This window comes from Acinetobacter sp. (assembly GCF_036659555.1).
Taxonomy (GTDB): domain Bacteria; phylum Pseudomonadota; class Gammaproteobacteria; order Pseudomonadales; family Moraxellaceae; genus Acinetobacter.
In genome coordinates, this window is record NZ_JAVXCI010000006.1 from 33,121 (window position 1) to 56,796 (window position 23,676).

Genomic DNA, 23,676 nt, shown 5'->3' on the forward strand with positions numbered 1-23,676 from the left:
TTGGATTGACTTTGTACTTCTAAACCATCTATGCGATGGCAAACCTGCAGAAGAACGTAGTTATGACAGCGTGGCACTTCTAAACCATCTATGCGATGGCAAACTTTAATGTGAAAAAATATCAGCCAGTCATTTTCTTCTAAACCATCTATGCGATGGCAAACCCGCACCAGCGGTCATAGATTGCATTCGGGCACTTCTAAACCATCTATGCGATGGCAAACCTTCAGCATTAATGCCGAGCTGAGTCCGTGGTCTTCTAAACCATCTATGCGATGGCAAACCATGGCCGATGGCGGCAGCAACAGCGGAACAACTTCTAAACCATCTATGCGATGGCAAACATAATTACTGCCGAGCAGCAGGCTCAATTCGACTTCTAAACCATCTATGGGATGGCAAACCTGGCACTGATGGCTCTGGATCGCGCGCACTTCTTCTAAACCATCTATGCGATGGCAAACGCCGCTATGCAGCATATAGTAAAGCGCACTTACTTCTAAACCATCTATGCGATGGCAAACTCAAGGTTCCGACCGACTAGGGGCAAAAAACACTTCTAAACCATCTATGCGATGGCAAACGAAAAACTTGTTAAATTCAGTTGTCGACGTCACTTCTAAACCATCTATGCGATGGCAAACACTGGAAGGGCCTTTGCTGTCGGGTTTAATTTCTTCTAAACCATCTATGCGATGGCAAACGTGGCAGGATTGTGAGGTGTTGCAACGATCTTCTTCTAAACCATCTATGCGATGGCAAACTGCACGGGTTCTCATACTTATCTTGAGTGAGACTTCTAAACCATCTATGCGATGGCAAACTACCCCAACGTGGCAAGGTCACTGATGACTCTCTTCTAAACCATCTATGCGATGGCAAACCGCTTCGATCGAGTTCCCCCCGATGCCGTGGACTTCTAAACCATCTATGCGATGGCAAACGCCTTTCAGTTATGCGACTGTTGTTGCGCGTTCTTCTAAACCATCTATGCGATGGCAAACCAAAACCAAAAAAATTCTTTTCATGGCTTGGTCTTCTAAACCATCTATGCGATGGCAAACTCAAACGCCGTGGTTATAAGCGTCCTGACTTTCTTCTAAACCATCTATGCGATGGCAAACTTGCATTAGGCCGTACTGAGTGCGGCCATTTACTTCTAAACCATCTATGCGATGGCAAACGGTTGAGCAAAAGCAACTCATCAAGGCTGAATCTTCTAAACCATCTATGCGATGGCAAACGTATCACGGTTAATTGAATCAGTATCATTTTTCTTCTAAACCATCTATGCGATGGCAAACACTGCCTGCCTGTGCGTTCGGTAACGATCCCGCTTCTAAACCATCTATGCGATGGCAAACGGGGCCTACTACATTACTACACCACACAGTAACTTCTAAACCATCTATGCGATGGCAAACGAGCAAGGCGTGACAAATGGCCTGCTGGGTGACTTCTAAACCATCTATGCGATGGCAAACATATGAAAGTTACTGAAACATATGTTGAGAATCTTCTAAACCATCTATGCGATGGCAAACTTTTAAGGCTTGGTGCATGTCTGGCAGGTGGTCTTCTAAACCATCTATGCGATGGCAAACCTGAGCTGGGTGCAGGGAAGCGCCTGGAGGAACTTCTAAACCATCTATGCGATGGCAAACAGACTGCGCCCTGAATATCCGTGATTGAAAAACTTCTAAACCATCTATGCGATGGCAAACTTTGACTGTGTGAGAATACATCACCAACAGCCCTTCTAAACCATCTATGCGATGGCAAACTCAGCATCAAGCTTGGCGCGAAGATCACCCCACTTCTAAACCATCTATGCGATGGCAAACGTAATGACATGTCTAGTGGCACTATTTCTGAACTTCTAAACCATCTATGCGATGGCAAACAAGTTTTGAATATACAAAGTTCGAAAATGAATCTTCTAAACCATCTATGCGATGGCAAACCAAATTGCTATAAAAACAGAAGGTAGCGCTGACTTCTAAACCATCTATGCGATGGCAAACAACTTAATCCCGCTTTTAAGAAATGGAGGTGACTTCTAAACCATCTATGCGATGGCAAACAACTACCCATCTTCCGAACTTTGGTCGGTGCTCTTCTAAACCATCTATGCGATGGCAAACATGGCATCAAGCAATGGCGTCCTGACGTCCCTCTTCTAAACCATCTATGCGATGGCAAACCTGATCGCCAGTCTGGCCACTATTTGCCTGATCTTCTAAACCATCTATGCGATGGCAAACTCGATCTATGGATGAATACACCTTATCTGTATCTTCTAAACCATCTATGCGATGGCAAACCAACAAGTGGCGGTAAAGGCATGTTTGCAATGCTTCTAAACCATCTATGCGATGGCAAACATTGAGCGCGCGCGCCAGCGTGTGCAGGAATTCTTCTAAACCATCTATGCGATGGCAAACGGAAAAATGAATGTGCCCGAAGCCATCAAGAACTTCTAAACCATCTATGCGATGGCAAACGGAACAGGTGGCGGCTCAACCGCGATCAATGGCTTCTAAACCATCTATGCGATGGCAAACGCTGAATGGTTCCGATAAACTCAGCATCTTTTCTTCTAAACCATCTATGCGATGGCAAACGCGGAATTGGGTGCAGGGAAGCGGCTGGGAGACTTCTAAACCATCTATGCGATGGCAAACACCCATATCTTGATAGCGGTATTTTGCTTTCACTTCTAAACCATCTATGCGATGGCAAACGAGCTGAAAGACGACGGATCTGGCCAACTAAACTTCTAAACCATCTATGCGATGGCAAACGGTTACAATTAGATTAATTTATATACTTTGATCTTCTAAACCATCTATGCGATGGCAAACAGCCCGTTTCCTGATCCTGAAGGCAATCACAACTTCTAAACCATCTATGCGATGGCAAACTACGCACCCTTCGGGATGCCTAAAAGCCTTGCCTTCTAAACCATCTATGCGATGGCAAACATATCCGACTCCCCCCGCTTTTCTGCTTTTAACTTCTAAACCATCTATGCGATGGCAAACTGGAGCTTTTAATGAAAAAAACTTCAGATAACAATGATATAAGCTTTTAAAGAATGAAAATAGATCAAAAAAGCATAATTTCTTAAATATTTGAAATTACTTGATTTTATTGCAGATGTCGGAAATGAAGCCAAACATATAATCCAATACATCATTATCCTGGCAGCTCTCAATCAGCTGCATGCGGAATTCTTTCTGATTATGGCCAAACTTTGCAGATGCAAAAGCCTGAGGCATCACAAAAGCATCTTTCACTAAATCTGCAATATCAAAAACCAAACCGCCTCGGCGGGTTTTGCCATGCAAAATGGGCAGGGCAAAGCTGATGCCCATCCCATTCAATGTTACCGCCGCATAGCCATAGGCAATATAATTACCATGATCCAAATAACTGTTGGCAATATCGCGCATAGAGTCATGCGAAGCTTTACCTTCTTCACGGCTGAATTCAAACCCGAAGCCGGAAGCCAATTGCTTATATAGCGATTTTGACCAGCGGCCTTCAGCGGCCAGCAGTTCAGTTTGATCTTGAGCTGAATCAATATCCTGCTGAAAGCGCTGCTGGGCGGTTTGATTCAGTGCAATGCCGTGCTGAATAAGCACAGCATTCTTTTTCCATGCTTTTTCGACAATCGAAATCCGTTCAGACAGTAAAACTTTAGCCATCAGCAGGCGCGCATCATCATCCAGCCATGCTTTCATCCAGATTTGCATATATTCCGTTGGGCGGTATTCACTTTGTGGCGCAAGAAAAGTTAAATCCAGCGATGAAAATAAAGGCGAACCGCCTGAGCCGCAAAAGCCCACCATTACATTGGATTCAGCAAGGCGCCGGGCCGCCGCGTCAGTGAGTGAGCTGCCTTTGCCCAAGAGTAAAAATGCGGTGTTTTTCTCGGGAATATTATAAAAATGCTCAACCGGCTGCAGGTTCTCCGTCAGATAGACAATCCGGTCATCTTTCAGCGCAACGCGCACCCGTTCCAGATAAAAGACACAAGCGCGCTTAGACAGCATCAATGCACGGCTGCGCTGCTGGCGGAGATCACTCATTTTTAATTCACCTCAAATACTGGCAGGGCAAAGGGCTGGCTTTGGCGCGCCAAGCCATAGCCGTCCGGCAGTCCTTGGCCGGATTCAGCCGCATCCTCAATGCGCACCGGAACAGTAAAAGCCTGCCCGGTGCTTTGGCTTGAAACTTTAAAATAAGGCAGCTTTTTTGCTTCTTTCAAGCGCCGTGCATGCAGGCTTTCCTGCGCCGGATTATTTTGCAAATGACGTTCCGCTTTTAAAGTCGGTATGCGGAAGCGGAAATAACTGCGCAATCCTTTCACTTTTGCAGCCGGCACAGCCGCTGGATTATTCAAAACCGCATAATCGCGAACTTTCCAGTGGCCCTTAATCTTTTCAAGCAATTGTTCCAGGTCATTTTGCTCCGCAGCAAAAATCCGCAGAACATCATAATGCGGAAGCGCCGGATAGCCGTATTTCAGCTCTTTTGCCTGCATTTTTCTTTGCTGGCGCGGCGATATTTCCAGCGCCAGCGCAAATTTGGCCGGCATTTGGCGGAAAACAGCATGAACAATGCTGTAAATTTGATTGCGCAAATGGGCGAGGGTCAGCTCGCCGTCATCTGCGCTGTCCATAATGCGGATATCAAGATAAAAATTCGCCTGCATGCTTACTCTCCTTCAGAGTAAACGCCGCCGCGGACCAGGCAGGCTATCAGGAACATGCCTCGGTCACTGTTCGGGTCTAAGGTGCGGATTTCTTTTAAAATGTCAAAAGCGGATTCTTTTTTGCCTTTCTCGACACGGAAAAAGTCCTGCGCATCCAAGCTGGCGCCATTCGGCTCTACAGGAATCGGCTTGGAATCATTTTCAATAAACCGCGGATACCAAGTGTCAATGGTGCGCAGCGCATTGCCGATTTTCTGATCGCGGATGGCGGCTTGCCCTAAAAATTGATTGTCTTTAGATTGGCGCTCAGGCTTTACCGGATTAATTTGATACAGTGAGCGTGAAAAGCCTTTAGGCTTCTCTTCCAGATAATTTTGTGAAGGGAAGACTTCTACACCGCCCATGCCGAAGTCAATAACCGCTTCTATATGCAAGCCGGTGCTGACATCGCCGCGCATGCCTTTTACAATAATATCCGCCAGCTGCTGTTCCTGCTCAGATGCATCATCAAATGACTTTAAGCCATAATCTAAGGCGTTGAACTCAGCAATTGCTTTATAGTTTTTCACAGTTTGACTGTTTTCATGCTCAACCGTTTCGCTGACTTTAATTAAAATATGTTCAGCAATGCTGCGGTTGCGCCACAGCCAGCGGCCATTGACGATATTGCGCACATAGCGGCGCGCAACTTCCTGAATGCCTTCACTGTCTTTGGCTTTTTCCACGAAATCTTTAAAGCCTTCACGGAAATCCTTTTCATCCTGCTTGTCTGCGCCGGCTTTAGACGCGCAGGCGAATAAAATATGCTGCAGGTCAATAAAGCGCAAATCCCATTTTACCAGCAGCTTCGAATTGGGCAGCAGCTTAGCCGATTCGGTCATTTGAATATTGGATACTTCACGCGCGACTGAATTACCGGCTGCCGCGCCTTTTTCTTTATTGCCTGCAACGTTCTGCGTGCTGCGGATGCCGTGATACATCACATGCAGGGGCTGTTCAGCGCCATCTGCATGCAGATGGTAAAAAGCTGCATCGCTGATTAAGGTGCCGCGCTGCAAAGACAGGCTGCCTGGCAGTTTTTTAAAATTTTCAGTCTTAGACATGATGATTATTCCTTTTAAATTTCAATTAATTTTCAGTGTGTTGTGCTTGCTGTAATAAAAAAACGTCATCCTGAATCCAGCCGTGTGACCACTGCAGCTGATCCAGATAATTTTCAGGGTAAATCGAATCCTGCAGGCCGGTTTCATTGAGGATCTGATTCAGCGACTGATACTGAATCAGCCCTGTCAGGGGTTCGGCATAGGCGTGTTCGGTCTGTTCCTGAGAGTCTGCATGGCGGATGCCTGAGCGTTCAGCTGTCGGTTGTTCCAGCAGGGCATAGCCTAAAGTTGCGGCGGATAGCCAAGCCAGTGTTTCATCGGGCAAATGTTCCAATACAGGCGTATCGCTGTTTTTGGCCTGCGGACGATGTGCCAGCAATTGAGCAAATGCCTGCAGGCGGCTGACCTGATAGGCTTGCTGATAGCTTTGCAAAAGGTCATGGCGGTCACGGATTAAAAAACCTGAACGGATCTGCTGCAGGGCTTCCTGCGCATCAGTAAATTTTTTCACTTGGCCAAATTCAAGAATATGACCGCCCGCAAATTTGCTGCGTTTGAGTGTCTGAACCAGTGTATCTATGTCTGGCCGCCGGGTGCTGAATTGAATCACCAGACTGAACAGCAAGTGGCAGCTGGCCGTAGGCTGCAGCGACAATGCATATTTATTTTTAGAGGAATAGTCCGTTTTGCCAATAAACGCCGCACCGCGCCTTTGCGCGGGGGTAAAGCGCCCATAAGCTTCACCACCAAGCCGCTGCATGTCATGATGAACATAATGAAAGCCTTCATCATTACAGCTGATTTGACGGGCCAGGTTGTGGCTGAACATCGCCGCAGCCATAAGCGGCGCGCCGCCCATCATTAAGCCACTGTTCTGAAAATTGGCAGCCTGAACTTTGATATAGGGAATGACGATAAAGCTGCTCATTTCAAAAGCTCCTGAATCCGGCGTGACAGAAGTTTTTGTGCATTGCTATCTAAAGCAATGCTATTTGGTTCTGATAGTTGCTGTGATTTATTCTCTGCTTCTGTAATAAGTTTTTTCCAGTAGCGGTGCATGGTGATTTTTGCCGCAAGATCATCGGCAAATAAAATTTTCCAGTCATCAAATTGCTGAAGCTCCGGATTAATCAGCCCTTGAACAAGCGTGGAAACCCGCGGATGGCTCCAGAAAGACTTGCGTTCCAGTGCCTTAGGTGCCGGCAGCTGGTCTTCAACAGTTTTTAAAATGGCTAAAATGCGCTGGCCCTGTGCCAATACGTCATCCAGTACTTTTTTGATTGTGGAGAGCTCTTCCCCGCGCTTTTCCATCGTGGAGAAAGGCGCATAAACGCCAGCATTATGGAAACCAAGCGCTGTGCTTAATTTCTGCTGCTCAATAATTTTTTTGGCGTAGGCTGTAAGCTCTTGGTACATATCATGATTGATATAGGCATTGGAAATTTCATAATCAAAGCCTTTATAGAAGTACTGGAAGGCCAGGCGCGTTTCAGGTTTTAAGCTTGGAGCAGCTAAAACAATCGGGCGCTGCATGGCCCGCACTAAGCTGCCGACATTTTGCGGATTGGAGCCGCCAATGCCAAAAACAGCAGTCTGTATATTTTTAAGCTTTGAATCTTTTCCTGCAATTTTGCGCTGCTCTTTGAGCGCATCGACTTCTGCATTCAGTAAAAGATTCACTCCGGCAGCCGAAAGCGGGCTAATGCTCAGGTATTCACCATCTTTAGGAATCAGCAGCTGGCGCATGCGGATGTCAATATTGTCCAGGCCGGCTGAAAAGGGCTGTGAAAAAGCTGTTTTTAAGTGCGGTTTTAGGGCTGCAATATTGCGCTTAAACTCATCCTCTGCCTCAGATACGTCTTCATTGAGCTGCGCCGCTTTCACCGCTTTAAAAATTGTGGCGGTTTTTCCTGCATTGGCTTGGTAATCGGTTGGAACGAGTAAATCATCCGCCAATAAAGTTCGGGCTGAAATATAGGGCAAGTCTAAAGCCTGGCTTTGAGCGAGCCGAATGCCGCCTTTTTCGATATTGGAATTTGTGGTTTTTAAACTGAAGTGAACAGATTCAGCAAGTGCTTGCTGAAAAATGTCTTCATTGGAATTTTCAGAAGTCATAGTGGAATTCTCTATTTGGGATTGGTGGCGCTAATCCGCAGAATATAGGCTAATTATGCTTGTTGGTTCTGTTTTGCTAATTCAATGTTGTATCATGAAAATTAAAAATAAACAGAAACTTAGTTCATTTTTGCGACGTGATTTGTCGCGAAGGCATGATTGTTGATTTGTATTCTATCTATTTGCTGATGTTTTTCAGGTAAACAACTATAGATTCCAATTTATTGATGAGTTCCATTAAATTCGGCTTTGGTATATCTTCAGCTGAAATTTTGGATTGCGCGGTATTTTTATCAAGTTTCCTGCTGGATAAAGCATCCGGGGGAAATGGCTCTTCTTTAAATAGGCTTAATTGCTGTAGTATCATTGAAAGGCACTCTTTTTCAAATTGATTGGATAAGGTGGCAAAAACAGGTAGTTCGTTTTCGTAGGCAAGCTACCTGTTTTTTTAATTTATATCTGAGATTGCTTTTGTTTAAGGGGGGGATTTTTTAAAGCTAGGAAATAGTCGGACAATATTTTTTATAAATATTAAAAAACAGCAACTTGCGATGCTGTTTTTTATTTGTAACTTAATGTTTAAATATCCATCTGAGCGATGGCAGAGCAAGGAAAGCAAGGAAATAGTCTTTCTAAACCATCATATTGATGGTGAACCTGCATAGCATACATCATTTTAATTCAAGCTTTAAAAAAATGAAAACGCCGATTTATTAACAATCGGCGTATTGAAAAGTTGATGACTGCTCAATTTAAATCGTGGCGCTTGCTGCTTCATAGTCGGTTTCATCTAACTTTCCATGAGTAAATAACCAAACGGCAATTTCTGGCCATGTACACCCAGTCATGTTTAACCGCATATTCTATGGCTTCTTGAATGTGCATATTTTGATGCTGTTTCATATTAAAGTCTTTTTTAGTATTATTTGAATTGTATATTTTGTTGGCATAAGTCAACATTTGTTTAGGTGAAGAAAATCACTGTACATTGATTTTAAGCTTATCCGCAGATGGCATTATACTATATGTTCATAATTGTAAAAAATTATGTTAAATAATATCTTAGATAAATTTTAGAATATAGATTATGCACGTAATTATAATCTCCGCCTGCGAAAAAAGAGCCTTAAAAAAGACCCGCGCAGTCCTTGACAGCTATGCTATCCGCACAGGGCAAAGTTCTTGGCAAGCCCCAATGACCATGGAAGGGCTAAAGGAAATCTGCACAGCATTAAAAAAGACCGCAACACGGCAAACTGCCGTTGCAGCCTATGTCAATTACGGCATGCGCCGGATGAAGCTGGCTTGGGTCGTGGGTTCAAAACACAAATTTAATTTAGAAGGCGCTTATCCAGTCGCGTCCACCGCCAAACAGCAAAAGCAGCTGCAGATTGAAGAATGGGTGCGGGCGGCCAGCCTGCTTGCAGGCGCCGCAGGCGATGTGCATGACATTGGCAAAGCATCGCAGTATTTTCAGAACAAGCTCAGCCCCAATATGGCAGGGCAGAAGGGTCGGGACAATGTACGCCATGAGTGGCTGTCCATGAAGCTGCTGCAGCAGCTGCGTCAGAATGGCTGGGATTGGCAGCAGGCTTGGGAAAATCTTGATAGAAATATCAAAGATCTAACATTGGGAAACCGCCAGAAAATTAAAAAAGAATTTTTGCTGAATGAATTGGAGGCGGTGGATTATTTGGTTGTCACGCATCATGGCTTATTGGGCGATGCTAAAGGGGACTGGTATCCAAATGCATCCCTGCATGTGCGGGAAAATAACCCTTGCATTGAACAGCTGAGCTGCGCGGGAGAAATCAAGGAAAGTATTTTTAAAAGCCATCAGCACCGCATGGCGCGCTTAAGCAAAATGGCCGAATCTGTACAGGACAATACGCTGTATTGGAAAGCCTTGTCCTTGCATGCGCGGGCAGCGCTTATTCATGCCGATCATACGGTTTCAGCAGAGCAGTACTCTGAAATCAAGCCTGAAAATGTCAGCTTATTCGCCAATACTAAAATAAAAAATACAGCGCAGGGAAAAAAGGAAAGAATGCAGGATCAGCCGCTGGACTGGCATTTGCAGCAGGTCGGTGACCGTTCCGCCTATATTGCAGCGAAAATGGCCACAGATCTGAATCTGGCGGGGCTGAGTGCGCAGACCGTAGAATATATTTGCCAGCCTGCGGCCTTGCCGCGCTTTCAGTGGCAAAACCATGCAGCTAATGCTTTGCAGAAGCAGATCAGCAAAACGCCTGATGCCCCATGCTTAATGCTGAATATTGCAGGAACAGGCAGCGGTAAAACCCGCATGAATTTGCGCGCTGCCTGCATTCTGCGGCCTGAAGACCCAAGAATCGCGATTGCGCTGAATTTGCGCTCCCTGACTTTACAGACAGGCGAGGCATTAAAAAGCGCGATGAATCTGTCGGATGATGAAATTTCCGTCATTATTGGCGATCAGGTCAGCCAGCACCTGTTCAATCAGCGCAAAAAAGATGAACAAGGAGCAGATGAAGATGAAAATCTGGCTGAACCAATGTTTGATGCCTATGGGCAGGAGCTGCAGATTCCTGCATGGCTGCATCCATTATTCACCAAGCAGGTCAAAGGCAGAAAAACCGCCGATAAAACGGCGCAAACGGTGTTGGCTTCGCCTCTGCTGGTTTCAACCATTGATTATTTGATTGCAGCGGGTGAGCCGCACCGGCAGGGGCACCATGTCAAAGCGCTGCTCAGAATCATCAGCAGCGATTTGATTTTAGATGAAATTGACGGCTATGAGCCGAAGTCATTAATGGCGGTTTTGAGGCTGGTGCAGCTGGCGGCCATGTACGGGCGGCATGTGATTTGTTCATCGGCAACCCTTTCAGTGGCGGTCGCGGACAGCGTCTACCGCGCTTTTGAATCCGGCATTGAAATGCGCGCAGCTTTGCTGAAAGCGCCGCAGAAATTCATTCTCGCGATTGCGGATAATGAATTAAAGCCGAAAATTTCACTGCAAAGCACAGACAGCCCAGCCAATTTTATTGAAAGCTATCAGCAGCATTTAAGCGATTTGCAGCAGATTTTAGCGGAAAAGGCCAAGCAGCCTTACCGTCTGGCCAAACTTGCAGCCATCAATCATCCCTCTGTGGCGGGCTGGAAGCAGACTATTCTTGAACAGCTTGAAAGCCTGCATCAGCAGCACAGCTGGACATTTAAAAAGACCGGTAAAAAAGTGTCTTTTGGGCTGGTTCGGGTGGCCAATATTAAGCATGCCATTGCATTGGCCAAGCATCTATCCGCAGCGCTCCGCCATGCGCAAATCGCCTGCTATCACGCCAATGACTGGCTGATTTCCCGCTTCCACAAAGAGCGACGGCTGGATTTTCTGCTGACCCGCCACAAAAACGGCACCAAGCGCCCGACAGGCAATGAGCATATTTTTAATGATGATGAAATTCTTGAAATTGTAAGGAAGTCTGAATCTGCAGATGTGCCTTTTATTGTGATTGCAACTCCAGTGGAAGAAGTCGGGCGGGATCATGACTTTGACTGGGCCGTGATTGATGCGTCAAGCATTCAGTCTATTGTGCAGGCGGCCGGCCGGGTCAACCGCCACCGCTTGAATGCGGTGCAAAGTGCGAATATTGTGATTCCGCAGTTTAATTACCGCTATTGCCAAAATCAGGACAGGGCGCAGCCTAAAAAAGAGGCGGTATTTACCAAGCCGGGCTATGAGGGCTATGTTTCTAAAAACAGCTGCTATAGCACTCAGGATTTAGCTGCGCTGTTGCCGTGGTCTGAGCAGAATGACTTAGTAATTGACGCCCGCTTAAGGTTTGATACCGCGCGCTGTCAATTTGCAGCATATGATGATGCGCAGATTCAAAGCTTCAGCAGTGATTTTTTTGCCTCTTCAGGCGAGCAGCTGTTTTCGGATGGGCGCGCCAATGCCTGCCTCATGACCGAGCAGATTTATAAAGATACCTGCCTGCGCGATATGCAGAAGCAGGAAGTGTACAGCTTTGATTATGCGGCTGATGAGCTGAAGATTTACCACTATCCTGCAAATACGATGGAATTTAACCCTGAAACCGGAAAGTATGAACAGGCGGTCAAACAGGTTCGATTTGCATGTGAAGCAGCGCCGGAAAACGCTTGGCTCAGCCTGCATCCTAAGCAGCTAGCCGCGCTGTGCGCTGAAATGGAGGTCAGCAAGGAAGAGGGCTGCAAGCTGTCTTTGGCAGTGTATGACGATCAGACGCCGCAATGGACATATTATTTTGGCTTTGGGGTCAGTGGCGCATGACAGATTGCAGAATGGTAATCTAACTTTTTATTCCCTGCGCATCTACAGCGCCCGATCCGCCATCTGTGCCAGATGCATCAGCAGTTTTTGCGGAGGCCTTTATTGGCCAATGCCGACCAGCAGCGACAGAATGCCGGCTGCAATCAAAGGTCCGACAGGCACGCCGCGAAGCACGGCAACGCCTGCGACTGTGCCAATCAGCAGGCCGGCAACAATGTCAGGCTGATTGGACATCAGCTTCACGCCGCGCCCGCCCAGCCACGCGACAAATACCCCAATTGCAATAGCCAGCAGCGATTTCCAGCTTAAAAAAGATTTAAAAATAGCCTCGCCGGGGATTTTGCCGCTGGCGATTGGCGTCAGCACGCCAATGGTTAAAATAATGATGCCGATATTTAGGCCGTGCTGCTGCAGATAGGGAAAAAATTCGCTTAATGGCGTAATCCGGAAAACAATTAATACGCCGGCCGCAATGGTGACCGCCGTATTGTGGCTGAAAATGCCGCAGGCCAGTAAAATCAGAAGGACAATTAAATTTAAATCGAGCTGGGACATGAAATGCAGTGGGGAGAATAGAGAATGCCCATATTGTAGCCCATTTCACATTTTCGCAGGCAGTAAAGCTGAATTTGCCTGACCTTGCGCTGCATTGGCGCCATTTCAGTATAGAATGCGCTTAATTCACAAATTGACCTGAGTCGCGTTTATGTTGTTGGAAAAAATGCTCCAGTCGCAGGGTTTCGGTGCGCGCAAGCACTGCCAGCAGCTGATTAAGAATGGCGCTGTCTGCGTGCATGGCGAAGCCGTCACCGAGCCGAAGCATAAGCTGGATTTAAACGGCCTGAAATTTTCGGTTTACGGTGAGCGCTTTGAGTACCGTGAAAAAGTTTATATCGCCTTAAATAAGCCGCAAGGCTATGAATGCTCGCATCAGGCGACGCATCATTTCAGCGTATTTGATTTATTTGATGATGTGCTGCTGAACCGCGGCCTGCAGTGTGTAGGGCGCTTGGATCAGGATACCTCAGGCCTGCTGCTGCTGACCGATGACGGCCAGTTTCTGCAGGCGCTGACCCATCCTAAAAAGCATGTGCCGAAGGTGTATCAAATGCATACGGCAGACCCGGTGGCCGATGAGCAGATTGCCCGGCTGCAGCAGGGCGTAGAGCTGCGCAATGAAAAAGGCGTTTTTGCGGCGACGGATGTGCAGCGCCTGGCTGAATATCAGCTGCAGATGACGGTGCACCAAGGGGTGTATCATCAGGTGAAGCGCATGCTGGCGGCGGTCGGCAACAAGGTTGAACAGCTGCGCCGTGTCCAGATTGGACAGCTGGATTTCAGCAGCTTGAATGATCTGGCGGAAGGCGAGTGGGTTTATCTTTCAGCGGAACAGGCCGCATTGGCGAAATTCAGGGCGGAATCCAGCTGAGTGGCTGAACCGCCTGCTACGCTGCGGCGCGCCTTATCTTAAGAAAAAGTGATAGGTTTGAAATTCATCATCTTTCACAAAACCCATTTTTTCATACAGCTGGTGCGACTGGTAGTTGCTTTTCTGGGTTTCCAGCGTGATGCGCAGGGCATTTTCATGGCGGGCGAATAAAATGGCGGTATCAATCAGCTGTTTCGCCGAGCCTCGCCGGCGGCAGGCTGGCCTGACATACACATCGTCTAGAATATAGTAGGTGGAGCAGGCGACAGATGAAAAGCCCAAATACAGGATCACAAAGCCGGTAAATACGTCATCTTTAATATGGATGAAAAACACGCTTTCCTGATTGTCAAAGCGCTGTTTTAGAAAATTGTAGGATAATTCCAGATTGGAGGAAGCGCCGTAAAATTGGCGGTATTCATCAAATAGCACTGCAAGCGGCTGTAAATCATCTTCGGCGGCGCGTCTAACAATCATTGCTTTCTCCATGCATTTTTTTAGTCTTTGCATGAAGCATAGCGAAAAATCACAATTGGCTGATTTTTAAATTGTTTATAAATGCAACAGTGTTACTTTTTGTCACTTTCACCCAAAATGGCATTCAGCTCTTCAAACAGGTCCAGATGCTCATCATCCAGCAGGATTTCACTGTGCAGGGCGTCCTGATCCAGCGCGCCGATCAGTTCCGGCGCAAGGGTTTTGGCATCCTGCTGCTTTAATTTTCGCAGCTTAATCAGCTGTTCCAGATTAATGCTCTGATTTTCAATAGAGAAGGGGATGGACTTGGTCAGCACAACCTGCTTGAAAAAAAGGCGAACCGCCTGGGCCGGCGTAATGCCCAAGTGCTTGAATACCGCAAAGGCCTGTTTCTTCTCTTGGGAGTCTAGGCGGATTTGATAAACTTCAGTTTTTCTCATAATTTTACAAAGCTTTAAATTGCTTAACTTTTCGCATTTATTTTAATCAAAAACCGCCGGATTTCAACAATTAAACGCAGAAAATTCAATTATTCTGTAATGACAAGGCTATTACAGTGTCAGTTCCTGCTGCGAGCTGAAATGCATGTCCTGCAAAGTGATGGGGTCTTGAAAAGCGATATGCTTGGCCAGCAGCTGCAGCGGCGCGCTGAAGTCATCATCGGCCTTATGCTGTACCGCTGGATAAAAGGCATCATTTTTGATTGGCAGGCCTAAATGGCTTAAATGCACGCGCAGCTGGTGCTTTTTGCCGGTATGCGGCTTGAGCAGGTATTTGGCCCACGCCTGATTGTGCTGCAGCAGCTGGATTTCTGTTTCGCTGTTCGGCTTTCCATCCTGCACCTGCATGGTGTAAAAGGGCTGGCCATTTTGCATTTTCAGGCGGGCTGTCTGCGGGAAGCTGAGTTCCGGCGCATAAGGCGCAATCGCATGGTAGCTTTTCTGCACGCTGCGCGCGGCGAACATCTGCTGATATGCGCCGCGTGATTGCGGGCATTTTGAAATCAGCACCACGCCGGCGGTTTCGCGGTCTAGGCGGTGGATGGGGGTTAGATCCTGCAAGCCGGTCTGATTTTTCAGCCGAACCAGCAAGGTTTCCTGCACATACTGGCCGGTCGGACTCATAGTCAGGAAATGCGGCTTATCAATCACCATCAAGTGTTCATTTTCAAACAGGATTTGATGCTGAAAAGGCACATGAATTTCATGCGCCAGAAAGCGGTAGTAAAATACGCAGCTGCCGGCCTGAAAGGGGCTGTGAATATTCAGCTTTGCGCCGGCAGCGTCATACACCAGCCCATCTTCAAAGCGCTGCAGCCACTCGGCTGCTCCAATATGCGCAAATTGCGCGCACAGGCAGGCGTAAACGGTTGCAAAGGGCGCCGCCGCTGGCTGCAGGAAAACTTTGCTGGCGCTGACGCCGTTGATCATGGGCGGTGTAAATTCTGCAGGGTTCATGTCAGCACTTTGATTGATTTGAAGTTGGGCAGCCGGGCAGGAAAAAATGCACAATCCGGGCAGGGGCAATAGGCTTTTCAGGCCCTGCGATGCTATCATATTTGCTCTTTAAGTTCATGTCGTGAGTATTATGCAGTATTCATTTAATCTGGTTTTAAACCATGAAGAAGATACGCAAAACTTGGCGCAAGTTTTGGCGCAGCATTTTACCGCAGGCGTTATTTATTTAATTGGCGACTTGGGCGCAGGCAAAACCACGCTGACGCGCTACTGGCTGCAGTCCATGGGGCATCAGGGCGCGGTGAAAAGCCCGACCTATACGCTGGTTGAGCCGTACAGCATTCACGGCAAGGATATTTTCCATTTCGACCTGTACCGCCTGAATGATCCTTATGAATTAGAACTGATGGGCATCCGCGATTATCTGGACACCCCGGATGCGCTGTTTCTGTTTGAATGGCCGTCCAAAGGGGGCGATGAAATTCCGGGCGCAGACCTCATCATCAATATTGAAAAATCGGAAGATGAACTGGCGCGCACCGCCGCCTTAAGCTTCTCTTCCACGGCCTTGCAGCAGGCTTTGGAGCGCCGTTTCGCATGATGGATGAGCGCAGCATGCGCCGCATCCGCACGCTGGATCCGGCGCTGGCCAACCAGATCGCCGCCGGCGAAGTGATTGAGCGTCCGGCTTCGGTGGTCAAGGAATTGCTGGAAAATGCCATTGATGCCGGCGCAACGGAATTAATCATCCGTGTTGAGCAGGGCGGCAGCACGCTGATCGAAATTATTGACAATGGCCGTGGCATTCATCCGGATGACTTGGCTTTGGCGGTGATGCGCCACGCCACTAGCAAAATCCAGACCGCCGATGACCTGCATGCGATCATCAGCCTGGGCTTCCGCGGCGAAGCTCTGGCCTCCATTGCTGCGGTGTCGCGCCTGACCCTGACCAGCAGCCAGGCCGATGACGGCGTGGGCTATCAGGTTGAAGTCAACGGCACGGCCTTTGACCATCAGCAGATTCAAGCGGTTGCTGCGCAAAAAGGCACACAGATCCGGGTGCAGGATTTATTCTTCAATGTGCCTGCGCGCCGCAAGTTTTTAAAGAAGCCGGGCACGGAATTCGGCCATATTGAAGAAATCGTCCGCCGCTTGGCGCTGACGCATTTTGACATCCGTTTTGTGCTGGAGCACAACAGCAGCATCAAGCTGAATCTGCCGGCTGCAGACAGTGGCGAGCTGCGCTTCCAGCGCGTGCAGCAGCTGCTTGGGCGCTCATTTACGGAAAATGCCTACTGGGTTGATGCCGACAGCGTCAATATGCGCCTCAGCGGCTGGCTGGGCCATCCCTCCGATGCGCGCTCGCAGGCTGACGTGCAGTATGTGTATGTGAATGGCCGCATTGTGAAGGATAAGACCATTTCGCACGCGCTGCGCATGGCTTATGACGGCATTCTGCATGGCCATCAGCACGCTGCCTACCTGCTGTTCCTGCAGGTCGACCCTGAAAATATTGATGTCAATGTGCATCCCACCAAGCATGAAATCCGCTTTCTGAATCAGCGCGAAGTGCATGAGTTTGTGCGCCATTACGCCAAAGCGGTTTTATCGCAGTTTCAAACGGCTTCAGCGGACCTGTCATCCGCCATGAAGCAGGATGCAGGCGCGGCGGTGCAGGAAGCGCATCAGCCGCAGCCGCGCCATCAGGAGCAGTTTCTGCTGCATAAGCAGGCGGATGCTGCGCCTGAGCCGGCAGCAGCCATGCAGGCCGATGGCCTAACCGATTTCAGCGCGGCGCAGCCGCAGGCGGTTTCCTATGCTGCGCCTGCCTCTTCCGGCGGCTACGCCTCTGGCTATGCGTCACAGTATGCCGGCTCGCAAAAGCTGAACAATGCCCTGCAAAGCTATCTGGCGCCTTTGCGTGACGCGCCTGCGGACGCGCAGCAGAATCCATCCTCCTTGGAAAGCCATATCGCAGCCAAAGTGGATGAGCATCCGCTGGGCATCGCCATTGCGCAGCTGCACGGCATTTATATTCTGGCGCAGAATACTGAAGGCCTGATTATTGTCGATATGCACGCCGCGCATGAGCGCATTGTGCTGCAGCAGATGAAAGCCGCTTGGGACAAGCCGGAGTTCTGGACTTCGCAGCAGCTGCTGATTCCTAAAGTGGTCGCCATCAGCCGGATGCAGGCCGCCCGGATTGAAGACTTAAAAGAACAGCTGGCGCGCTTAGGGCTGGACATCGACCAGTATGGCGATGAGCAGGTGATTGTGCGCGGCGTGCCGGCAATTCTGCACAAAGCGGATTTTGATGCGCTGATTCCGGAGCTGCTGAATGATTTAGATCCGAATGATCAGGCGCAGGGTCTGCTGCAGAAGCGCGATCAGATTCTGGCGGGCATGGCCTGCCACGGCGCGGTGCGCGCGCACCGGATTTTAAGCCTGTCGGAAATGAACGCTTTGCTGCGGCAGATGGAACAGACCGAATTTGCCAGCCAGTGCAACCATGGGCGCCCGACATGGCGCGCATTTCCATTGGCTCAATTAGATAAATTATTTGCTCGGGGAGAGTAGCTGTACATGTCAAATCAACTGCCGGTCATCAATTTAATGGGGCCTACTGCAAGCGGCAAAACCGCTTTGGCATGCGCGCTGTATGAGCAGGGCAATTTTGAGCTGATTTCAGTCGATTCTGCGCTGGTTTACCGCGGTATGGATATCGGCACGGCCAAACCCTCTAAAGAGGAACTGGCGCGCTATCCGCACCATTTAATCGACATCATCAGCCCCTTGGAGGTCTACTCGGCTTCCCAGTTTGTCGATGACGCCAGCGCGCTGATTGATGCTATGCATGCGCGCGGTAAAATCCCGGTTCTGGTGGGCGGCACCATGCTGTACTTTAAGGCGCTGCTGGAAGGCCTGTCGTCCAATTTGCCCAGCGCAGACTATGCCGTGCGGGCGGAAATTGAAGCCCGGGCGGAACGTGACGGCTGGGACGCCGTATATGCCGAGCTGTGCGCCGCAGACCCGCTGGCGGGGCAGAAATTTAAGCCCAGTGACAGGCAGCGCATCATCCGCGCTTTAGAGGTCTATCAGCTGACGGGTGAGCCGATTACCAAGCTGCAGGCGGAGCAGCCTAAAAATTTACCATACAGATACAATTTTCATAACTATGCTTTGATGCCGGATCGTATAGAATTGCATAAGCGCATAGAAAAACGATTAGAAATTATGTGGGATATCGGATTTTTAAATGAAGTTAAAAATCTGATGATTAAATACGATTTAGATGAAAATTTACCCTCAATGCGCTCAGTAGGTTACCGCCAAGCACTCGATTTTTTGAAAAATAGTGATCAAAGTGGTGAAAAACAGCGTGAAATGGAGGATAAGGCGCTATTTGCGACACGACAACTTGCTAAACGTCAATATACCTGGTTAAGATCTTTGCAAGAACAGCATAAATTTACTACATATTTTACAGCAGAGCAGGCTCAAGAAGACTTGCGAAACTGTTACGGATAAAGCAAAATTTAGCTACTGCCTTTTTTATAATTTTTAATTGAAAAATAAAGGCAGTTTTTGCGCTGATTTTTAATTATTTTTGGAGTTATAACATGTCTAAAGGTCAAACTTTACAAGATCCGTTCTTAAATTCTCTCCGTAAAGAACGTATTCCAGTTTCTATTTTTCTTGTAAACGGCATTAAATTACAAGGTCATATCGAATCATTTGACCAATACGTGGTTTTATTAAAAAATACTGTAAGCCAAATGGTTTATAAGCACGCGATTTCTACAGTTGTGCCTGCGCGCAATCCTCGTCCTGCTGGCGCTCCTGCCGGCGCTCAAGGCCAAGGCGGCTTCGGCGGCGCTCAAGGCCAAGGCGGCTTCGGCGGTCAAGGTCAAGGCTTCGGCGGTCAAGGTGGCTTCGGCGGTCAAGGCGGCTTCGGCGGCCAAGGTCAAGGCTTCGGCGGTCAAGGCGGCTTCGGCGGTCAAGGTCAAGGCTTCGGCGGTCAAGGCGGCTTCGGCGCTCAGGGTCAAGGCTTCGGCGCTCAGGGCGGCTTCGGCGGCCAGTCTGCAGGCTTTGACGGCGAACCTAAATTTGAAGATGCTCAAGATGACGAAAACAACCGTTAATTAAGCACAAAAAAGAGCCTCTCACATGAGAGGCTCTTTTTTTTGCAGCGCTAAAAGCTGTGCAGAAAAAAAACCGGCGCATGCGCCGGTTTTTTATTCATCCTGGTTTTTAAGGTTTATTTTTTCTTGCGGTCCAAAGCCGGGTCTTTAATGTCCACAAAAGCATTGTTGCGGATTTCGCGCAGCCAGGTGTCCAGTTCCGCATCAAACTGGCGTTCACCTAAAATTTGGCGCGCCATGCGCTCCTGATATTCTTTGGTCATGTCTTGCTGGCGGGTATCGGTCACCTGAAGGATATGCCAGCCGAACTGTGACTGGAATGGCTCGCTGACTTGGCCTTTAGGCGTGCTTTTCATTCTGCTGTCAAACTCCGGAACCATAACGCCTGGCGTCACCCAGCCCAGGCTGCCGCCGTCGCGCGCTGAACCCGGGTCATTGGAATAAGTGGCTGCCAGCACCGCAAAGTCTTCGCCTTTCTGGATGCGGCTGTACAGGCTGTCAATCAGCTGTTTCGCATTTTCCGGGCTGACCACCTCAGAGGGCTGAATCAAGATATGGCGCGTCTGAAATTGCGGCACAATGGCTTTCTGGTCGCCGCCTTTGCGCTCAACCAGTTTCAGCACATGAATGCCGTCACGGACAGCAATCAGTTCTGTGGTCTGCCCGGCTTGCAGGGTGCTTACACGGGCTGCCAGCTCAGCAGGGATGTCAGACAGGCTGCGGTAGCCCATATCCGCGCCTTCAACTTTCACAGTTTTTGTGGAAAGCTTCTGGCTGATTGCATTGACGTCATTGCTTTTGTCCAGCGCGGCTTTTACTTCTTTCGCGGTTTTCGCAGCTGCTGCTTCATCGCCTGAAATGCGCACATGCAGCACATGCGCTTGGCTGCCGACCGCAGCCTGGCCCTGAGGTGAGTTTAAGAAGTTTTTGACATCAGCGTCGCTGATTTGAATGCGTGAGGTCACAATTTGCTGGCGCAGGCGGTTAAGCGCCAAGTCTTCTGCAATGCGGCCGCGCAGCGACGCATAGGTATTCGGCGCCATCTCGTCTAATTTCTGCTGAAAGGCTTCCAGGCTTGATGCGCCGGAATCTTTGGCGACTTTCAGCACGGCTTCATTCAGGCCTTTTTCATCCGGCTTGATATTGTAGCGCTTGACTTGCTCTAATTGCGCCTGGCGGATAATCAGCTGCTCCAGCGCCTGCTGCTGCAGGAACTCTTCCGGAGGCGCAGTTTTCTTTTGCGCTGCCAGCTGATGCTTGATTTCCGCAATGCTTTGTTCCAAGTCGCTGCGCAGAATAACGCTATTGTCAACAACAGCTACAACTTCATCTTTAGGCTGAGCAGCAAAGGCAGGCAATGATGCAGAAAGGCAAAGAGCAAGTGCTGTCGCTTTAAAAACGCGTTTTAACTGTAATGTCTTCATTAACGTTCTGTCCAAGTTTGATTGATATTGTTAAAGCCTAAAATGCGGTTCTCAAGCAAGGATGCGAATTTGTTGTTGAAACCGCCTAGGCCTTTCAGCGTAAATTCGGCCATGACTGCGCGTTTCGGGCTGACGCCGTTATCATTGACGTTGTCTAAGTCGTTATAGTAAGAGCGCCCGTATACCGACACGCCCCAGCAGCAGGATTCGTAATTTACCCCCAGCAGGTATTCACGCGCTACGCTGTTGTCCAGATCATACTGCGCGTGGCCGATAATGCGCCAGTTGTTGTCCACAGGCTGAATGAATGATGCAACCACCTGGTCGTAAGTATCCTGGCGGTTCGGAATATGCTTGCGGTTAAAATAGCCTAAATTGTACAGGCTGCCTTTGCTGCCGGTGTAGTACATCTGCACATCGCGCTGCGCGTTGTCGCCGTTGGACATCCAGGCGCCATTTGCGCTGACGCTGAAGTTTTCAGAAAGCTGGCTGGATAAGTTGACGATAGGGCCTGTGCGGCGCTCGCGGTCAAATTCATCGGATGTGCTGTTGAGCGTAACGCGGCGGTCTTCAAAGTAGAAGCTTTGCCCCACGCTGGCTTTCAGGCGCTCCAGTCCAATACTGTCAAATAGGCTGTAGCTGAGGCCCAGCGATGCAAAGTTGTTGTCTTCCAGGCGGTCATGGCCGTAGAAGCGGTGCGGGCTGAACAGCTGGTCATAATTGATGGACGCTGTGGTTGAGTCAAAGTTCGGGCTGCTGTCCTGATTTTTATACGGCGCATAGGCGTAGAACAGCCGGGGGGTTAAGGCCTGCAGGAATTTACCATCTTTTTCAAATGTCAGGCCGGCATCTAAAGTGAACTGCGGAACAACTGTGGATTTGCGCTCATTTGAAGAATTGATGTTCTGCGCATTAATGGTGTCCTGATCATAGAAGGTGTTGATGCTGCGGACGGATACTTCAGGAATGACAAAAGACCACGGCGTCAGGTAGTTGTAGCGCACTGCGAAATCATTATAGATGCGCGTGCCGCTAGGCTCCGCGCTTGTGCTGTTGAAGTCGGAAATGTCTTTCTTAAAATAGGCGGTATCATGATTGAACTCGTACTGCAGGCCTAAAGGGCTGCCGTGCTTATAGTTCAGCAGGAATTGCGGCATGCGCGCGTAAGGGCGGTCTTCATCCCTGACAGTTTTGTCCAGTGTCTGGAAATTTTCAACTTTCAGCTGCGCTTTTAAGCCGGGAATGCCGTTTTTGTAGTTGAGTTCCCATGCGCGGCGCAGATTTAAATCTGTTTTAGAGTTCGGGTTGTTGTTCAGATCGGTGAAATAGTCTTTATCCGACGCATAGTTGTATTCTAAATTGGTTGAGAACTGCTTGCTGATCTCCCACTGATGCAGGACATGCAGGTCTTTACGGTCCTTGTCGCTGTAGCTTTCGTCAGACGGCAGGTAGCCGCCCCAGATCATGCCTTGGCCGAAATTTTCCGTTAAATAGCGGAATTCGCCTTCCAGCATTGAACCGCGGTCACTGATGTAGCGTGGCGTTAATGTGGCGTCATAATTGGGCGCAAGGTTTAAATAAACCGGCACGCCAATTTCAACCCCGCCGTCATTGGTGAAGCCGAAGCTTGGGGTCAAAATGCCTGTGGTGCGGCGGTCATCAATCGGGAAGTTGAAATACGGCACCGCCATGACCGGCACATTTTTAACATACAGCTTGGTGCCTGTAGTTTCGCCGCGCCCGGTTTCCTGATTCAGCTTAATCTTATTGGCTTGAATTTTCCAAGTGGGCGTTTCGCCGGGCGGGCAGGTGCTGTAGGTTGCATTTTCCAGCTCAACCGTCTGTTCAGAGGTGCGGGCAATTTTTGCAGCGCTGCCGTGCGCATGGCTTTGTTCAGCAATATACAGGCTGCTGTTTAAATCGCCCTGCTGGGTTTTTAAATTGTAATTAATAGAGTCGCTTTGAGAGAGCAAGCCAGCCTGCGCCATTTGCACACGGCCGGAGGCTTTGGCATAGGTTTGAGTTTTGTCAATTTTAATCTGGTCAGCGCGGATTTGACGCCCTTGCTGGTCAATCACGACATTGCCTTCAAGCACAGAGTCGCCATTCGGATCAAAGTGGCCGTAATCCGCTGTAACGGTAGAAGTTACCTGATCCGCTGGAACTGACTTGGCATCCGGCGCAATAGGCGTAACCCAGGCGCCTTGGCAGTAGGCGGAACTCAGCCGGCTGCCCTGGCGCTGCTGCGCTTCCGGTGCAGACTTATCTACATAGTATTGTTCAAAAAACTGCTGGCCGGGATAGGCCTCAGAAATTGCTTGTTTTAATTGCGCTGTGTCAGCTTCGGCAGAAGCCGGCGATGCTGCATAGCTGGATACCGAGCCGCCGCATAACAGGGTGAAGATCGCAGTCGCTAAAGGATTAAATTTAAACTGATGCTTCATTTGTCTCATTAACCAAGAATGCTTTATCGCAATTAATTATTGTCGCATCATAGAGAAAAAGTTGATAAGTAGCTACA

Annotated in this window: 18 protein-coding genes and 1 CRISPR repeat array (1 of these 19 only partly in view); of the genes, 6 read left to right on the top strand and 12 right to left on the bottom strand. The window is 48.8% G+C overall.

All coding sequences use genetic code 11. From position 1 onward, the window contains the following. A CRISPR array of direct repeats spans window positions 1–3,044; the repeat unit is 28 nt; unit sequence CTTCTAAACCATCTATGCGATGGCAAAC; it begins 104 nt to the left of the window's first position. Window positions 3,045–3,140: 96 nt separating this feature from the next. From cas1f to RSA72_RS01715, 6 genes are all read right to left on the bottom strand, one after another. After that, a complete protein-coding gene (cas1f, locus tag RSA72_RS01690) occupies window positions 3,141–4,094 on the bottom strand; it encodes a type I-F CRISPR-associated endonuclease Cas1f (protein WP_332621410.1) in 954 nt (317 codons plus the stop codon). Window positions 4,095–4,096: 2 nt separating this feature from the next. Beyond that, the gene (gene cas6f, locus RSA72_RS01695; protein ID WP_332621409.1) at window positions 4,097–4,720 is read right to left on the bottom strand and encodes a type I-F CRISPR-associated endoribonuclease Cas6/Csy4; all 624 of its coding nucleotides are present in this window, start codon (window positions 4,718–4,720) and stop codon (window positions 4,097–4,099) included. A 2-nt stretch (window positions 4,721–4,722) separates the two neighbouring features. Continuing rightward, a complete protein-coding gene (gene csy3, locus RSA72_RS01700) occupies window positions 4,723–5,823 on the bottom strand; it encodes a type I-F CRISPR-associated protein Csy3 (RefSeq protein ID WP_332621407.1) in 1,101 nt (366 codons plus the stop codon). A gap of 25 nt (window positions 5,824–5,848) precedes the next feature. After that, window positions 5,849–6,751: a type I-F CRISPR-associated protein Csy2 gene (csy2, locus tag RSA72_RS01705; protein WP_332621405.1), complete on the bottom strand. Its 903-nt coding sequence runs from the start codon at window positions 6,749–6,751 to the stop codon at window positions 5,849–5,851. Beyond that, window positions 6,748–7,938, bottom strand: a complete 1,191-nt coding sequence (locus RSA72_RS01710; RefSeq protein ID WP_332621404.1) for a hypothetical protein — start codon at window positions 7,936–7,938, stop codon at window positions 6,748–6,750. Before RSA72_RS01710 ends, csy2 begins: the two co-directional genes overlap by 4 nt. A 178-nt stretch (window positions 7,939–8,116) precedes the next feature. Then, window positions 8,117–8,305 (bottom strand): hypothetical protein, encoded by a 189-nt coding sequence (locus tag RSA72_RS01715; protein WP_332621403.1) that lies wholly within the window; start codon window positions 8,303–8,305, stop codon window positions 8,117–8,119. 720 nt (window positions 8,306–9,025) lie between these two features. Between RSA72_RS01715 and cas3f the strand changes: the two genes are divergently transcribed. After that, window positions 9,026–12,226, top strand: coding sequence for a type I-F CRISPR-associated helicase Cas3f (gene cas3f / locus RSA72_RS01720; protein ID WP_332621402.1), 3,201 nt, complete (start codon window positions 9,026–9,028; stop codon window positions 12,224–12,226). A 99-nt stretch (window positions 12,227–12,325) separates the two neighbouring features. Here cas3f and RSA72_RS01725 read toward each other — a convergent pair whose 3' ends face one another. Continuing rightward, on the bottom strand, window positions 12,326–12,781 hold the full coding sequence (locus RSA72_RS01725; protein WP_332621400.1) for a DUF441 domain-containing protein: 456 nt from the start codon (window positions 12,779–12,781) through the stop codon (window positions 12,326–12,328). A 151-nt stretch (window positions 12,782–12,932) separates the two neighbouring features. On the opposite strand from RSA72_RS01725, the gene RSA72_RS01730 reads away from it, so the two are divergent. Continuing rightward, on the top strand, window positions 12,933–13,655 hold the full coding sequence (locus RSA72_RS01730; protein ID WP_332621399.1) for a pseudouridine synthase: 723 nt from the start codon (window positions 12,933–12,935) through the stop codon (window positions 13,653–13,655). Window positions 13,656–13,688: 33 nt separating this feature from the next. Here RSA72_RS01730 and RSA72_RS01735 read toward each other — a convergent pair whose 3' ends face one another. From RSA72_RS01735 to RSA72_RS01745, 3 genes are all read right to left on the bottom strand, one after another. Then, window positions 13,689–14,132 carry a GNAT family N-acetyltransferase gene (locus tag RSA72_RS01735; RefSeq protein ID WP_332621397.1) on the bottom strand — a complete coding sequence of 148 codons (444 nt, stop codon included), beginning with the start codon at window positions 14,130–14,132 and terminating at the stop codon, window positions 13,689–13,691. Between the two features lie 92 nt (window positions 14,133–14,224). After that, window positions 14,225–14,572, bottom strand: a complete 348-nt coding sequence (locus RSA72_RS01740) for a type II toxin-antitoxin system RelB/DinJ family antitoxin (protein WP_332621395.1) — start codon at window positions 14,570–14,572, stop codon at window positions 14,225–14,227. 111 nt (window positions 14,573–14,683) lie between these two features. Continuing rightward, window positions 14,684–15,589 carry a pseudouridine synthase gene (locus tag RSA72_RS01745; RefSeq protein ID WP_332621393.1) on the bottom strand — a complete coding sequence of 302 codons (906 nt, stop codon included), beginning with the start codon at window positions 15,587–15,589 and terminating at the stop codon, window positions 14,684–14,686. A gap of 130 nt (window positions 15,590–15,719) precedes the next feature. Here RSA72_RS01745 and tsaE point away from each other — a divergent pair, with 130 nt between their 5' ends. The 4 genes from tsaE to hfq all read left to right on the top strand — a co-directional run bounded on the left by tsaE (window position 15,720) and on the right by hfq (window position 19,731). After that, window positions 15,720–16,190, top strand: coding sequence for a tRNA (adenosine(37)-N6)-threonylcarbamoyltransferase complex ATPase subunit type 1 TsaE (tsaE, locus tag RSA72_RS01750; RefSeq protein WP_332621391.1), 471 nt, complete (start codon window positions 15,720–15,722; stop codon window positions 16,188–16,190). Beyond that, complete coding sequence (gene mutL, locus RSA72_RS01755; RefSeq protein ID WP_332621390.1) at window positions 16,187–18,166, top strand: DNA mismatch repair endonuclease MutL; 1,980 nt, start codon at window positions 16,187–16,189, stop codon at window positions 18,164–18,166. The genes tsaE and mutL overlap by 4 nt, the downstream gene beginning before the upstream one ends. A 6-nt stretch (window positions 18,167–18,172) precedes the next feature. Next, window positions 18,173–19,117: a tRNA (adenosine(37)-N6)-dimethylallyltransferase MiaA gene (gene miaA / locus RSA72_RS01760; protein WP_332621388.1), complete on the top strand. Its 945-nt coding sequence runs from the start codon at window positions 18,173–18,175 to the stop codon at window positions 19,115–19,117. Between the two features lie 92 nt (window positions 19,118–19,209). Further along, on the top strand, window positions 19,210–19,731 hold the full coding sequence (gene hfq, locus RSA72_RS01765) for an RNA chaperone Hfq (RefSeq protein ID WP_332621387.1): 522 nt from the start codon (window positions 19,210–19,212) through the stop codon (window positions 19,729–19,731). 116 nt (window positions 19,732–19,847) lie between these two features. Here the strand turns inward: hfq and RSA72_RS01770 are convergent, their stop codons facing one another. Together RSA72_RS01770 and RSA72_RS01775 are read right to left on the bottom strand one after the other, a co-directional pair. Beyond that, on the bottom strand, window positions 19,848–21,155 hold the full coding sequence (locus RSA72_RS01770) for a peptidylprolyl isomerase (protein ID WP_332621386.1): 1,308 nt from the start codon (window positions 21,153–21,155) through the stop codon (window positions 19,848–19,850). Next, window positions 21,155–23,599: an LPS-assembly protein LptD gene (locus tag RSA72_RS01775; protein ID WP_332632665.1), complete on the bottom strand. Its 2,445-nt coding sequence runs from the start codon at window positions 23,597–23,599 to the stop codon at window positions 21,155–21,157. The genes RSA72_RS01770 and RSA72_RS01775 overlap by 1 nt, the downstream gene beginning before the upstream one ends. Between the last annotated feature and the right edge of the window lie 77 nt (window positions 23,600–23,676).